Annotated in this window: 15 protein-coding genes; 9 read left to right on the top strand and 6 right to left on the bottom strand. The window is 62.2% G+C overall.

The genetic code is table 11. The features are described from left to right. Positions 1 to 82: 82 nt before the first annotated feature. From O0880_RS27065 to O0880_RS27055, 3 genes are read right to left on the bottom strand one after another with little or no spacing between them, the layout of a single operon-like run. Positions 83 to 1030, bottom strand: a complete 948-nt coding sequence (locus O0880_RS27065; RefSeq protein ID WP_289889543.1) for a FecR domain-containing protein — start codon at positions 1028 to 1030, stop codon at positions 83 to 85. After that, on the bottom strand, positions 1023 to 1556 hold the full coding sequence (locus O0880_RS27060; RefSeq protein WP_289889542.1) for an RNA polymerase sigma factor: 534 nt from the start codon (positions 1554 to 1556) through the stop codon (positions 1023 to 1025). Before O0880_RS27060 ends, O0880_RS27065 begins: the two co-directional genes overlap by 8 nt. Before the next feature lie 26 nt (positions 1557 to 1582). After that, positions 1583 to 2308: a secretin and TonB N-terminal domain-containing protein gene (locus tag O0880_RS27055; protein ID WP_289889541.1), complete on the bottom strand. Its 726-nt coding sequence runs from the start codon at positions 2306 to 2308 to the stop codon at positions 1583 to 1585. 215 nt (positions 2309 to 2523) lie between these two features. Here O0880_RS27055 and O0880_RS27050 point away from each other — a divergent pair, with 215 nt between their 5' ends. The 5 genes from O0880_RS27050 (at position 2524) to O0880_RS27030 (ending at position 6834) form a co-directional block, all read left to right on the top strand. Then, positions 2524 to 2889 (top strand): hypothetical protein, encoded by a 366-nt coding sequence (locus O0880_RS27050; protein ID WP_289889539.1) that lies wholly within the window; start codon positions 2524 to 2526, stop codon positions 2887 to 2889. 94 nt (positions 2890 to 2983) lie between these two features. Beyond that, on the top strand, positions 2984 to 5332 hold the full coding sequence (locus O0880_RS27045; protein WP_289889538.1) for a Tex family protein: 2349 nt from the start codon (positions 2984 to 2986) through the stop codon (positions 5330 to 5332). A 4-nt stretch (positions 5333 to 5336) separates the two neighbouring features. Then, positions 5337 to 5813 (top strand): GNAT family N-acetyltransferase, encoded by a 477-nt coding sequence (locus O0880_RS27040; RefSeq protein WP_289889536.1) that lies wholly within the window; start codon positions 5337 to 5339, stop codon positions 5811 to 5813. 105 nt (positions 5814 to 5918) lie between these two features. Then, positions 5919 to 6230 (top strand): Grx4 family monothiol glutaredoxin, encoded by a 312-nt coding sequence (gene grxD / locus O0880_RS27035; protein WP_034753766.1) that lies wholly within the window; start codon positions 5919 to 5921, stop codon positions 6228 to 6230. Further along, positions 6223 to 6834: a UbiX family flavin prenyltransferase gene (locus O0880_RS27030; RefSeq protein ID WP_289889535.1), complete on the top strand. Its 612-nt coding sequence runs from the start codon at positions 6223 to 6225 to the stop codon at positions 6832 to 6834. The genes grxD and O0880_RS27030 overlap by 8 nt, the downstream gene beginning before the upstream one ends. A gap of 167 nt (positions 6835 to 7001) precedes the next feature. Here the strand turns inward: O0880_RS27030 and O0880_RS27025 are convergent, their stop codons facing one another. The 3 genes from O0880_RS27025 to O0880_RS27015 form a co-directional block, all read right to left on the bottom strand. Next, complete coding sequence (locus tag O0880_RS27025) at positions 7002 to 7328, bottom strand: hypothetical protein (RefSeq protein WP_071326036.1); 327 nt, start codon at positions 7326 to 7328, stop codon at positions 7002 to 7004. 89 nt (positions 7329 to 7417) lie between these two features. Further along, positions 7418 to 7825 (bottom strand): hypothetical protein, encoded by a 408-nt coding sequence (locus tag O0880_RS27020; RefSeq protein WP_034753756.1) that lies wholly within the window; start codon positions 7823 to 7825, stop codon positions 7418 to 7420. An 88-nt stretch (positions 7826 to 7913) separates the two neighbouring features. After that, positions 7914 to 8309, bottom strand: coding sequence for a hypothetical protein (locus O0880_RS27015; RefSeq protein WP_289889531.1), 396 nt, complete (start codon positions 8307 to 8309; stop codon positions 7914 to 7916). A gap of 207 nt (positions 8310 to 8516) precedes the next feature. Here O0880_RS27015 and O0880_RS27010 point away from each other — a divergent pair, with 207 nt between their 5' ends. The 4 genes from O0880_RS27010 to O0880_RS26995 all read left to right on the top strand — a co-directional run bounded on the left by O0880_RS27010 (position 8517) and on the right by O0880_RS26995 (position 13350). Then, entirely contained in the window at positions 8517 to 8945 is a 429-nt protein-coding gene (locus O0880_RS27010) for a MerR family DNA-binding transcriptional regulator (RefSeq protein ID WP_071326035.1), read from the top strand. Positions 8946 to 9080: 135 nt separating this feature from the next. Next, positions 9081 to 10265 (top strand): isovaleryl-CoA dehydrogenase, encoded by a 1185-nt coding sequence (locus tag O0880_RS27005; protein WP_289889530.1) that lies wholly within the window; start codon positions 9081 to 9083, stop codon positions 10263 to 10265. Positions 10266 to 10319: 54 nt separating this feature from the next. Next, positions 10320 to 12161, top strand: a complete 1842-nt coding sequence (aceK, locus tag O0880_RS27000; protein WP_289889528.1) for a bifunctional isocitrate dehydrogenase kinase/phosphatase — start codon at positions 10320 to 10322, stop codon at positions 12159 to 12161. Further along, the gene (locus O0880_RS26995; RefSeq protein WP_071326032.1) at positions 12154 to 13350 is read left to right on the top strand and encodes an acetyl-CoA C-acyltransferase; all 1197 of its coding nucleotides are present in this window, start codon (positions 12154 to 12156) and stop codon (positions 13348 to 13350) included. The genes aceK and O0880_RS26995 overlap by 8 nt, the downstream gene beginning before the upstream one ends. Positions 13351 to 13367: the final 17 nt, after the last annotated feature.

Raw genomic sequence — 13367 nt, 5'->3', positions numbered from 1 at the left:
GACTGCAAAAGGTCATGAAAATGTCATAAATGGCGCAGCGCCTTGGCGCGCCGCCCTGACACGACGCCAGCACGGCCAGGCACTAGCCAAACAGCACGATGCCGCCAGGCAAGCGCGTCACGCGCGCGCCATACGCATCCTGGATCAGGGCGATCACATCGTCGAGGCGGTCGAGCGAGAAACTGGCTTGCACGCGGGTCTTGCCCAGCGCATCGCCGTTCAAGATGAGCTTGCCGGGACGGTAGCGGTTGACTTCGGCCACCACCTCGGCCAGCGTGCTTTGTTTGAACACCAGCAGGCGCTGGCGCCAGGCGCTGACGTCGCCGCCATTCACGGCGCGCGCGATGCCGAAATGCTCGGGCCGGTAGCGCAACTGCTCGCCAGCGGCCAGTTCCGCGTCATTGCCGCCCTGCACCACACGCAGCCGCCCCGCCAGGCATGTCACGCACACTTCCTGGCCGAACAGCCGGATATTGAAGCGCGCGCTGCCGGCCGACACCGTGCCGTCGCCGGCCTGCACGCGCACGCGCGCCGCGCCGCTTGAACCTGCCTGGAATTCGGCCTCGCCGGCCAGCAATACCAGCGCCGCCGCCCCATCGTGCAGGGGCGCCGCGTCGAGGCGCGTCTGCGTATTCATTTGCACCAGCACGCCGCCGTCCAGCGCCAGCGCGCGCTGCTCGCCCGTGCCGGTGGCGTAATCGGCGCCCAGGCCCGCCACGGCTGGCCACAGGTCTGTGGGCGGGCGCAGCACCAGCAAGCCCAGCGAGGCGGCCACGGCGCCGCCGAGCCAGGCGCGCCGCGCCGTATTCACCGGCTGCTGCGCCCACTTGACGGCGCGCGCCGCCGGCGCCATGGCGCCCCACACGGCGCGCGCCTCGGCAAACGCCGTCGCATGCGCGCGGCTGCGCGCGCACCAGTGGCGAAACACTTGCGCGTCGCGCTCGCTGACCTGGCCCGATGCCAGACGCACCACCCAAGCCTGCGCTTCCTTCTGGATGACACCCATGTCGTCTTCCGCTTGTTCAATCATGATGTTTAGACGTTTTTCCCGCACCGGGACCGAAGCGTTGAATGAAATCGCGTCCCATGCGCTCGCAGCAATGTTCGAGTCCGGCGCGCAATTCCTTCTCCACCGTGCGGGCGGAAATGCCGAAACGCTCGGCGATGTCGCGGTGCGGCAACTGGTCGACGCGGGCGGCGATGACGATGGCGCGCCGGCGTTTCGGCAACTCCTGCAGGGCCCGCTCCAGTTCTTCGAGCTCGGCGCGCGCGCTGAAGGTGCGGGCCGGGTCGGCCAACTCATCGGCCATCTCGTACAGCTCGTCGATATCGGGCAGGCTGAGCAGGCGCGCATTGTCGCGGCGTTGATCTTCCGCAATGTTGATGGCGATGCGCATCAGATACGCGGATGGATAGCTGATCGCTTCGGGCGCGTTCATCCGCTCCACCCGCAAATACGTCTCGTGCAGCGCGTCATTGGCCAGGTCTTCCGAGCCCAGGCGGCGCTGCAGGTGGCGGCGAAACTGGCCGTAGCGCTCGAGGAACAGCTTACGCAAGGTAGCTTTCAGCAAATCCGACATGCTCAGGACGCCCCGGCCAGCGACAGATACGGCGCGCAATCGGCATCGGGATCGGGCCGCGGCGTCAGCAATATCGTCAGCGGCTGCGGCAGGTTCGCCGGCGGCGCGCCATCCATCAGCAGGCTGCGCAGGCGCTGCAGCACGGCGCGGTCGCGCTGCGCCACGCCGCTCGCTTCGAGCACATGCACGGCGCGCACCTTGCCCCGCTCATCAAGCCACAGCTGGAAGGCCAGGCGGTAGCGGCCGAAGGCATCCGGATGCAAGCGGCACAGGGCGCGCGTGAGCGAGCGCTGCAGCACGGCCGCATACGCCTGCAAGGCCAGGCCGGCGGGGGCGGCCTCAGGCAATGGGGGCGCCGCCGGCGCTGCGGCGGGCAGCGCCAGCAAGGTAAACGCATTGCTGCCGCTGAAACGCACGCCCAGCTGCGTGCCCACCAGCAAGCGCTGCAGCGCTTCGACCGGCGTGTAGTCGCCGCGCACGGGCGCCGCCATGCGCCCCGCCGCCAGGTCGCTGCTGACCAGCACGGAATAGCCGGTGATTTCGCCAAATGCCACCAGGGCCGCGTCCAGTGGCTGCGCGGGCAAGTCGAAGCGCACGCTGGCCTGCGCGCCGGCGTCGCTGCCGTCAGCGCCGGCGGCCGGCCGCACGAATGTCATCAATGTCATCAGCAAACAGGCCGACAGGGCCAGGGCGTTGCCCGTTGCGGTGCGACGGTGGGTGCGTGTCATTTTCCAGGAACATCAACGAAAAGCCTGCTTGTGGAGTGTCTTAACTGCAATGTTGCCTGCAGAATGGCAAGATAGTAGCTTCGCAACATGACAACTGCATGACATGGCGCACGCCCGCATGGCGGCCTGTGTCATCATTGCGACACATGGACTTGCTATGCTGGCGGCGTTTTGAATCGTTCATTAATCGCCCATTCACCGTTCCGGGAGCCAGCATGGCGCGCCTGTTCTTGACCGTACTACTGGCTTGCGCCACCGTGCCCGCGCAGGCGGACGAGCACACCGTCGTCGTGCAGGCGGCCGCGCCCGAGAAGGGCTGCGTGGAGGTGGAAGTGAACGGCAAGCGCGAACAATCCATGTCTTGCCTGAGCGAAAAATTGCTGCCACCACACAGTGCCAAGTCGCAACGTCCGCCCACGCTATCGGGGGCGGAAAGCAATCTGCAGCGGCCGTCTAACCAGCTGGGCCTGTACAACCGCGCCGCGCTGGAGCACCGCATGGGCAATGCCTTCGGCAAATCCGTCACGCCGCAGCGACCGCCAGCGCCAACGCCCGCCAGCCCGCTGCTGCCGCCGCGCTAGGCGTGTTGTCAACGCACAGTCCATTTGCGCTGTCAAGATTGCGCAATCGCGCCGATTGCGTATCATTCCAGGCTTGATCGCTCTGGAAACAACCATGCTGCCCACTATCGAACAACGCCTTGCCCTTGAACTTGCCGCCAAACCGGTGCAGGTTGCCGCCGCCATCGAACTGCTCGACGAAGGCGCCACCGTGCCCTTCATCGCCCGTTACCGCAAGGAAGCGACCGGCGGCCTCGACGATATCCAGCTGCGCCTGCTCGAAGAGCGCTTGCGCTACCTGCGCGAGCTGGAAGAGCGGCGCGCCGCCATCGTCGCCTCGATCACGGAACAGAACAAGATGACGCCCGCGCTGCTCGACGCCGTCATGCACGCGGAAGACAAGACGCGCCTGGAAGACCTGTATCTGCCGTACAAGCAGAAGCGCCGCACGAAGGCGCAGATCGCCATCGAAGCGGGCCTGATGCCGCTGGCCGACGGCTTGCTGGACAATCCGGAACTGACGCCGGAAATGGAAGCGGGCAAGTTCCTGCGCGATGCATTTACTAGTGCCGACGGCAACAACCCGGGCGTGGCCGACACCAAGGCGGCCCTCGACGGCGCGCGCCAGATCCTGATGGAGCGTTTCGCCGAAGACGCGACCCTGCTGCAAACCTTGCGCGAATACGTGCAGGAACATGGCATCGTCGAATCGAAAGTGGTGGAAGGCAAGCAGGATGAAGGCGAAAAATTCGCCGATTACTTCGATTACTCGGAAACCATCTCGACCGTGCCATCGCACCGCGCGCTGGCCCTGCTGCGCGGCCGCCGCGAAGGCATCCTCGACGTCACCCTGCGCCTGGACACGGAAGCCGAAAAACCGAAATGGGATGCGCCGCATAATCCATGCGAAGGCCGCATCGCCGCCCGCTTCGGCATCAAGCAATTGGGCCGTCCGGCCGACAAATGGCTGGCCGACACGGCGCGCTGGACCTGGCGCGTGAAAAGCTTCATGCACCTGGAAACGGAATTGATGGGCGCGCTGCGCGAACGCTCGGAACTGGACGCCATCAACGTCTTTGCCACCAATCTGAAAGCGCTGCTGCTGGCCGCGCCGGCCGGCCAGCGCGCCACCATGGGCCTGGACCCGGGCCTGCGCACGGGCGTCAAGGTCGCCGTGGTCGACGCCACCGGCAAGGTCGTCGATACGGCCGTGATCTACCCGCACCAGCCGAAGAACGACTGGGATGGCTCGCTGCACACCCTGGGCCGCCTGGCCGCCAAGCACAATGTGTCCCTGATTTCCATCGGCAACGGCACCGCCTCGCGCGAGACGGACAAGCTGGCGCAGGACTTGATCAAGCAGCATCCGGAAGCGAAGATGACGAAGATCGTCGTCTCGGAAGCGGGCGCGTCGGTGTACTCGGCGTCCGAGTTCGCCTCGAAGGAATTGCCGGACATGGATGTGTCCCTGCGCGGCGCCGTGTCGATCGCGCGCCGCCTGCAAGACCCGCTGGCCGAGCTGGTCAAGATCGACCCGAAATCGATCGGCGTCGGCCAATACCAGCATGACGTGAGTCAAAGCCAGCTGGCCCGTTCGCTCGATGCCGTGGTGGAAGATTGCGTGAACGCCGTGGGCGTGGACGTGAACACGGCCTCGGCGCCGCTGCTGGCGCGCGTCTCCGGCCTGTCGGCCAGCGTGGCGCAAAGCATCGTCACCTACCGCGACATGAAGGGCGCGTTCACTTCGCGCGCGGCCTTGAAGGCCGTGCCGCGCCTGGGCGACAAGACGTACGAACAGGCGGCCGGCTTCCTGCGCGTGATGGGCGGCGAAAACCCGCTCGACGCGTCCGCCGTCCACCCGGAATCGTACCCGCTGGTGGAAAAAATCCTGGCCGACATCAAGAAGGATATCAAGGCCGTCATCGGCGAAACGGCGCTGCTGAAAACCTTGAGCCCGGCAAAATACGCGGATGACACCTTCGGCGTGCCGACCATCTCCGATATCCTGAAAGAGCTGGAAAAGCCGGGCCGCGACCCGCGTCCGGAATTCACGACGGCCACCTTCAAGGAAGGCGTGGAAGAGATCCGCGACTTGCGTCCGGACATGATCCTCGAGGGCGTGGTCACCAACGTGGCCGCCTTTGGCGCCTTCGTCGATATCGGCGTGCACCAGGATGGCCTCGTGCACATCTCGGCCCTGTCGAACACCTTCGTGAAAGACCCGCACACGGTGGTGAAGGCGGGCCAGGTCGTGCGCGTGAAGGTGCTGGAAGTCGATGAAAAGCGCAAGCGCATCGCCCTGACCATGCGCCTGACGGACAGCGCGCCGCAGGCCGGCAGCAAGCCCGAGCAGCGTGGCGACCGCAACGACCGCCGCAGCATGGCGCAGCACCAGTCGCAGTCGCGCAACGCACCCGAGCCGGCCGGCAGCATGGCCGCCGCGTTCGCCAAGCTGCGCGGTTAAGTCCATGGCCGCCGGGCATGACCTTGTCATCCTGGCGGTGGATGCCGCCAGCCTGGATGCCCGGCTGCTGCTCGATGAATTATCGGCAGCATTGCTGCGCATCAATGGCGACAGCGGCCGTTCCTCGTTCGATATCGAAGCGGCAACGCCGCGCGGCGGCTTTTATCTGGCCCGCGATGCGGCCGGAGAATTGCTGGGCTGCGCCGCCCTGCGGCCGCTGGGCGAGCCAGACAGCGCCATAGGCGAACTCAAGCGCATGTATGCGCGCCCGGGCGCCGCTGGCGTGGGCGCGGCCCTGCTGGCCCATGTGGAAGCGCAGGCGCGCCGGCACGGCTATGCGCGGCTGCACCTGTCTACCCGCGTGGCCAATGCCCGCGCCGTGGCGTTTTATGCGAAACACGGTTATGTGCCTGTGCCTGTGCCTGCCTGGGGCAAATACGTGGGCGCGGCGCAATCGACGTGCCTGGGCAAGCCCGTATAGGCATCAGCGTGGCTGACTTGCCCGATTTATGACCTGAGCGCATACCCGTGGCGGCGTTTTCTTATAAAATGACGCCATCTATTTATTTACCCATCAGAGGCAGCTATGAGCGACGTACAAACCTGGATCAAAGAAACCGTGACGAACACGCCGGTCGTGCTGTTCATGAAGGGCACGGCCCAGTTCCCGCAGTGCGGCTTTTCCGGCCGCGCCATCCAGATCCTGAAAGCGTGCGGCGTGGAAAACATCGCCACCGTCAACGTGCTGGACGACCCGGAAGTACGCCAGGGCATCAAGGATTACTCGAACTGGCCGACCATTCCGCAGCTGTATGTCAAAGGCGAATTCATCGGTGGTTCCGATATCATGAATGAAATGTTTGAATCGGGCGAACTGAAGTCCCTGCTCGATGCCTGATAGCCAGCAGCGGCCGCGGCGTATCGTCATTGCCATCACGGGCGCCACGGGCGCCGTGTATGGCTTGCGGCTGTTGCAATTGCTCGGCGCCATCCCCGGCGTCGAGACGCATCTGGTGTTGTCGGATGCGGCCGTATTGACCCTGCACCAGGAAACGGGCGTGGGGCGCAAGGACATCGAAGCGCAGGCGCACGTGGTGCACAAGCTGCGCGACATCGGCGCCTCGATCGCCAGCGGTTCGTTCCAGTCCGATGGCATGGTCATCGCACCGTGCTCGATGAAGACCCTGGCGGCCGTGGCCCATGGCTTGTCGGATAATCTGATCACGCGGGCAGCCGATGTGGTGCTCAAGGAGCGCCGGCGCCTGATCCTGATGGTGCGCGAAACGCCGTTCAACCTGGCGCATCTGCGCAATATGACGGCCGTGACGGAAATGGGCGGCATCATCTTCCCCCCATTGCCCAGCTTTTATCACCACCCGCACAGCATTGCGCAAATGGTCGACCATACGGTGGCGCGCGTCATCGACCTGCTCGGCATCGAGCACGGCCTGGCGCCGCGGTGGAACGGTCTGAAAACCCCGGACCAGTCAGCGACAGACTGAAAAACTACATGACGGACGACGCACGTCACGCTGCCTGACAAAAGCGTAGCGGCGGCAGCGGGGCGCGGCGCCTCCCTTGTCGCCCAGAAGCGCAACCGTGCTCTAGCACGGTGAGCATCGCCGGCCGCAAAGCGCGACGCATAGCAGCCTTGCTCAGGCATCCACCACTAGCGTTTTTCAAACTGCATGGCACTGGCCTGCTTCAAATCCCTGGCTTCTTCAACCATCCTGCGGTGGGCGATCCGTTTGCGCATGACTTCCGCATGTTGCGCGGCAGTCATGGGGGGCACGGTCATCAAGTCCTTCAGCTGCGCGGTATTGCTGTAGTTACTTTTCATAAGACGGCTCAAGTGCTCGGCTCCGTAGTGGATGAACTGGCTGTTTCTGATGTGATTATGCGCTGGTATTGTCCGCTGCGCCGCCGCAGGCGGGATTATTGTCAAATAATTCCGCTGCAGCGCAACATGCGAGGTCTTATTGTGCGGCAAAATCATGTCTCCAGTATGACTCTGCGCAAATAAAAGAACAGGAGATGCGCCATCGGCGAAAAGCGGATGGCGCCGGCCAGGAAAGGCCTGAAGGCTTACTTTTGGTAGTTGACTCTTACCAGCATGCGAATAAATTCACGCGCGATTTGACGATGATGTTCATCTAATCTTTGCAAATCGGCAATTAATTTCACATCGGCAGACTCAAAACGCGACAAGGCGCTGCCCGCTTCACCATTCGGCGTGGCACTTTCTGGCCCGCCAAAGCGCAACCATTCCGCCGGCACGCCCAGCCATTGGGCAATCATGCGCAATTTCTCTTGCGTGGGAATTGCTTCACCTACTAACCATTTCCTAGCTGCATGCACGGTAATCGGGCGCCCGTCGAAACGGATATTGAATTCCCGGGCCAGTCTGGTCGGGCTGTCTGGAGAATAATGGGCGTTTTTGAGAGCCAACTGAAGTCGCTGGCTGAAGCTTTCGCGTTCGTTAGAAGAATTCATAGGTGTACTATTTCATGTTGTAACATGAAAGTCAGTTTCTTGAATGACCATACAGATTGTTACATTTGAAAATTGCATTAATTAACAATTAACACTCCAGCCTGGCTTTTCCGATGAAAAACTGGGCCGAATTTTCTCTTGTGATCCTGCGTGGCTTCGGGTCAAATTCGCGGCTGGCCTTGATTTTCGCACTGCAGCACGATTCAAAGCCTCGGTTTGGCACTACAACGTACGGTATCGGATAATGCCCGCCTCTACCGATTCGCGCAATGCTCATGTAATACAATTTCTTGTAGACAAAGTTTTCAGAAGCGCCATGTTGTTTCCAATAAAGAAACAATAAGGTCAGCGTTTTCATAGTGAAACGTTGTTTTTTGGTCGTGCATATTGGCATAGCGCAATGTGCAAAAATTTTACTGCCATCGTAGCGAAAAAAATGTCGCCATACCGCCAAGAAAGCTCTTTTTGGTGTCATGTTGGCCACCAACTCTCGATCTTAAGCCCGTTTGTGCGGGAAGAATCAATTTATTTTCAGTAACTGTTGCCTTATTCGCCAAATCACGGCGCCAGCGCCCCCTTTTTCTTTGTTGCAGCACGGGCAAGGCACGCTACAATAGTATTGACGTTGACGTAAACGGCACTTTGCCGCCCAGCCTGCCTTGCAGCGCACCGACTTTTCTACCGACCACCCATGCAACCATCACCGCCCGCACCAACGACGACCTACACCATTACCGAACTGGCGCGGGAGTTCGACATCACGGCGCGCGCCATCCGTTTCTATGAGGACCAGGGCTTGCTCAGCCCGAAGCGCGAAGGCGCAGGCGGGCGCAGCCGCGTCTACACGCCGCGCGACCGCACGCGACTGAAACTGACCCTGCGCGGCAAGCGCCTGGGCCTGGCGCTGTCGGAAATCAAGAGCCTGGTCGACATGTATGAGTCGCCGAAGGACACGCGCGCGCAGATGGACCGCTTCCTCGGCGTACTGGCGCAGCACCGCCAGACCCTGGAGCAGCAGCGCATCGACATCGAAATGGCGCTGGCGGAAATCAGTTCGCACGAGGAGGCCTGTGCGCGCATGCTGGCGGACTTGAACGATGGCAAGGTGGCCACGCTGTAAGACATGGGCGCAAGCTGGCCCGTGCCGCTTGACGCGCTTCACTTTACGTTTACGTAAACGTCACAACTGAGTATCATAGCTTCCACGACCCGGCATCCATGACCGCCACACCATAACGAAGATTACGAGGACGACATGCTCCATCTCCCAGGCTTGACCTTTGACCACGGCGACGACATCGCCGCGCTAAGAGTAGCGATCCAACAATTTGCCGCCGCCGAAATCGCGCCGCGCGCGGCTGAAATCGACCGCACGGACCAGTTCCCGATGGACCTGTGGCGCAAGATGGGCGACATGGGCTTGCTCGGCATTACCGTCAGCGAAGAATACGGCGGCGCCGGCATGGGCTACCTGGCGCACATCATCGCCATGGAAGAAATCTCGCGCGCCTCGGCCTCCGTCGGCCTGTCGTACGGCGCCCACTCGAACCTGTGCGTAAACCAGATCAAGCGCAACGGCACGGCCGAGCAAAAAGCCAAGTACTTGCCGAAACTCATCACCGGCGAGCACATCGGTGCGCTGGCCATGTCGGAACCGAACGCCGGTTCGGACGTCGTCAGCATGAAGCTGCGCGCCGACTTCAAGGGCGACCGCTGGGTCTTGAACGGCACCAAGATGTGGATCACCAACGGCCCCGACGCGGACGTGCTGGTGGTGTACGCGAAGAACGACCTGGAAGCGGGTCCGCGCGGCATGACGGCGTTCCTGATTGAAAAGAATTTCAAGGGTTTCTCCATCGCGCAAAAGCTCGACAAGCTGGGCATGCGCGGTTCGCACACGGGCGAACTGGTGTTCCAGGATTGCGAAGTGCCGTCCGAAAACGTGCTGGGCGGCCTGGGCAAGGGCGTCAACGTGCTGATGTCGGGCCTCGATTTCGAACGCACCGTGCTGTCCGGCGGCCCGCTGGGCATCATGCAGGCGTGCATGGACCTGGTCGTGCCCTACGTGCATGACCGCAAGCAATTCGGCCAGCCCATCGGCGAATTCCAATTGATGCAGGGCAAACTGGCCGACATGTATTCGACCATGATGGCGTGCAAGGCCTATGTCTACGCCGTGGGCCAGGCCTGCGACCGCGCCACCACGCCGGAAGCCGTGCGCCAGCTGCGCAAGGATGCGGCCGGCGCGATTCTGTATAGTGCGGAGAAGGCGACCTGGATGGCCGGCGAGGCGATCCAGGCCCTGGGCGGCAACGGCTACATCAATGAGTATCCGGCCGGCCGCCTGTGGCGCGACGCCAAGCTGTACGAAATCGGCGCCGGCACCAGCGAAATCCGCCGCATGCTGATCGGCCGCGAACTGTTTGCGGAAACCAAGTAAAGCACGGGTGCGCGGATGTCGACTGGGTAATGGTGTATTCATGCGAGCAAACCAATGACGCAAATAGCCTTCCCCAAACTGCTGTCGTCGCAGATTGCATTCGATATCGCGCGCACCATCCGCGACGGCTTCGACAAGCATTACCGCCTGTTCCGTGAAACGAGCCAGCACGCCAAGCAATATTTCGAGCAAGGCGCCTGGGCCGCGGCACAGCAGGCGGCCCGCGAACGCATCGGCTTTTACGACAAGCGCGTGCAGGAATGCGTGCAGATGCTCGAAGATGAGTACGAAGAGTCGGAGTTGAGCGACGAAGTATGGCGCGAGCTCAAGCTGCACTACATCGGCATGCTGAGCGACCACAAGCAGCCGGAACTGGCGGAAACCTTCTTCAATTCCGTCTGCTGCAACATCCTGCACCGCACATATTTCCACAATGACTACATTTTCGTGCGTCCCGTCGTTTCCACGGAATACATCGAAACGGAAGAGCTGGTTCCCACTTATCGCGTGTATTACCCAAGCAAGGATGGCTTGCGCTACACCCTGAAGCGCATGGTGACGAATTTCCAGCTGAACTGCGAGTTTGCCAACCTCGACCGCGACGTGGCCCAGGTGGAAGCGCGATTGCACCAGCTGTTCGGCGGCGACAAGCTCGAACCGAACCACCAGATCCAGGTCCTGACCAGTCTGTTCTACCGCAACAAGGGTGCCTATCTGGTCGGCAAAGGCATCAACGGCAACCGCGAATACCCATTCGTCGTGCCCATCCTGCACAACCGGCACGGCAAGCTGGTCCTCGATACGGTGCTGTTCGAGCACCAGCAGATCGCCGTGCTGTTCTCGTTTACGCGCGCCTATTTCCTGGCCGATATGGAAGTGCCGTCAGCCTATGTGCAATTCCTGCGTAGTTTGCTGCCGCGCAAGCCGCGCAGCGAAATTTATACGATACTGGGCTTGCAAAAGCAGGGCAAGACGCTGTTTTACCGCGACTACCTGCAGCATTTGAAGCACAGCTCGGACCACTTCGAGATCGCCCCCGGCATCCGCGGCATGGTGATGCTGGTGTTCGCGCTGCCGTCGTTTCCTTACGTGTTCAAGGTGATCAAGGATTTCTTCCCGCCACCGAAGGAAACCACGCGCGCGCAGGTCAAGGAAAAGTACCTACTGGTCAAGCACCACGACCGGGTGGGCCGCATGGCAGACACGCTCGAGTATTCGAACGTGGCGTTTCCGCGCGCGCGCTTTGCCGAGGAACTGCTGGCCGAACTCAAGCATTTTGCACCGTCGCTGGTCGAGGAAGACCGCGAGCAGATCATCATTCGCCACCTGTACATCGAGCGGCGCATGGTGCCGCTGAACATGTGGCTCAGCAATGCCGAAAAGGACGGCCGCGCCGACCTCGTCGAGCACGGCATCGTCGAGTACGGCAACGCCATCAAGGAATTGGTGGCGGCGAATATTTTCCCTGGCGACATGCTGTACAAGAACTTTGGCGTGACAGGTCATCAGCGTGTCGTTTTTTACGATTACGATGAGATCGAGTACATCACCGATTGCCAGTTCCGCGTCATTCCCGAGGCGCGCACGGAGGAAGAAGAAATGTCGGCCGAACCGTGGTATCCCATCGGCAAGAACGATGTGTTTCCCGAGCAATTCGGGCGCTTCCTGCTGGGCAATCCGCGCATCCGCAGCTACTTCATGCAGCACCATGCCGAGCTGCTGACGGCCGCCTACTGGCAGGCGCGCAAGCAGCGCATCCTCGATGGCCATATCGAGGACGTCTTTCCTTATCCGCAGCACATCCGTTTTTGTTACCAATCGCAGCACCCAGGCCCGGCGCCAGCAGCGCCAGCACCGCCTTTCAATCACTTAACAATGGAGATCCACCATGAATGACCCAGTCGTAATCGTCGGTGCCGCGCGCACCCCCATGGGCGCCTTCCAGGGCGACTTTGCCAACGTTACCGCCAGCGACCTGGGCGCCGTCGCCATCCGCGCCGCCGTCGAGCGCGCCGGCATCGCGCCGGACGCCGTCGAACACGTGTATTTCGGCAATTGCCTGATGGCCGGCCAGGGCCAGGCGCCCGCGCGCCAGGCCTTGCGCAAGGCCGGCTTGCCGGACTCCACCGGCGCCGTGACCCTGTCCAAGATGTGCGGCTCGGCCATGCAGACGACCATGTTCGCGCACGACACCTTGCTCGCCGGCAGCGCCGACGTGGTGGTGGCGGGCGGCATGGAATCGATGACCAACGCCCCTTATCTGGTGCCGAAGGCGCGCGGCGGCTACCGCATTGGCCACGGCATGATCTACGACCACATGATGATGGATGGCCTGGAAGACGCCTACAGCCGCGATGAAAAGGGCAATGCCCGCTCGATGGGCACGTTTGCCGAAGAGTGCGCCAGCCAATACAGCTTCACGCGCGAAGCGCAGGACGCGTTTGCCATCGAATCCGTGAAACGCGCGCAGGCGGCCACCAAGGATGGCAGCTTCGCATGGGAAATCGTGCCCGTCACCGTCTCCGGCCGCGGCGGCGACACCGTCGTCAGCATCGATGAAGGCCCGCAAAAGGCGCGCCTGGAAAAAATCCCGACCTTGAAGGCCGCCTTCAAGAAAGACGGCACCATCACGGCCGCCTCGTCCTCGTCGATCAACGACGGCGCCGCGGCCCTGGTGCTGATGCGCGAATCGACGGCGAAAAAACTCGGCTGCACCATCATCGCCAAGATCCACGGCCACGCCACGCACGCGCAGGCGCCCAACGAGTTCACCACCGCCCCCATCGGCGCCGTGAAAAAACTGTATGCAAAAACGGGCTGGAGCAGCAGCAATGTCGATCTGTTCGAGATCAATGAAGCATTCGCCGCCGTGCCGATGGCCGCCATGCACGACCTCGACATTCCACACAGCAAGATCAACATCCACGGCGGCGCCTGCGCCCTCGGCCACCCGATCGGTGCCTCGGGCGCGCGCATCATCGTCACCCTGCTGGGTGCCTTGAAAAAAACCGGCGGCAAGCGCGGCGTGGCCGCCCTGTGCATCGGCGGCGGCGAAGCGACGGCGATGGCGATCGAACTGGTATAAGCTATTCCTGAGCACGG

Source organism: Janthinobacterium sp. SUN118 (genome assembly GCF_030397695.1).
Classification (GTDB): Bacteria; Pseudomonadota; Gammaproteobacteria; order Burkholderiales; family Burkholderiaceae_D; genus Janthinobacterium.
This window is presented reverse-complemented; position numbering and strand designations above follow the sequence as displayed.

Bases quoted from the DNA above. Each gene is read 5' to 3' on its own strand.
- O0880_RS27065 (WP_289889543.1), bottom strand. From the start codon at position 1,030: ATGATTGAACAAGCGGAAGACGACATGGGTGTCATCCAGAAGGAAGCG.
- O0880_RS27055 (WP_289889541.1), bottom strand. From the start codon at position 2,308: ATGACACGCACCCACCGTCGCACCGCAACGGGCAACGCCCTGGCCCTG.
- O0880_RS27050 (WP_289889539.1), top strand. From the start codon at position 2,524: ATGGCGCGCCTGTTCTTGACCGTACTACTGGCTTGCGCCACCGTGCCC.
- O0880_RS27045 (WP_289889538.1), top strand. From the start codon at position 2,984: ATGCTGCCCACTATCGAACAACGCCTTGCCCTTGAACTTGCCGCCAAA.
- O0880_RS27040 (WP_289889536.1), top strand. From the start codon at position 5,337: ATGGCCGCCGGGCATGACCTTGTCATCCTGGCGGTGGATGCCGCCAGC.
- grxD (WP_034753766.1), top strand. From the start codon at position 5,919: ATGAGCGACGTACAAACCTGGATCAAAGAAACCGTGACGAACACGCCG.
- O0880_RS27030 (WP_289889535.1), top strand. From the start codon at position 6,223: ATGCCTGATAGCCAGCAGCGGCCGCGGCGTATCGTCATTGCCATCACG.
- O0880_RS27025 (WP_071326036.1), bottom strand. From the start codon at position 7,328: ATGATTTTGCCGCACAATAAGACCTCGCATGTTGCGCTGCAGCGGAAT.
- O0880_RS27020 (WP_034753756.1), bottom strand. From the start codon at position 7,825: ATGAATTCTTCTAACGAACGCGAAAGCTTCAGCCAGCGACTTCAGTTG.
- O0880_RS27010 (WP_071326035.1), top strand. From the start codon at position 8,517: ATGCAACCATCACCGCCCGCACCAACGACGACCTACACCATTACCGAA.
- O0880_RS27005 (WP_289889530.1), top strand. From the start codon at position 9,081: ATGCTCCATCTCCCAGGCTTGACCTTTGACCACGGCGACGACATCGCC.
- aceK (WP_289889528.1), top strand. From the start codon at position 10,320: ATGACGCAAATAGCCTTCCCCAAACTGCTGTCGTCGCAGATTGCATTC.
- O0880_RS26995 (WP_071326032.1), top strand. From the start codon at position 12,154: ATGAATGACCCAGTCGTAATCGTCGGTGCCGCGCGCACCCCCATGGGC.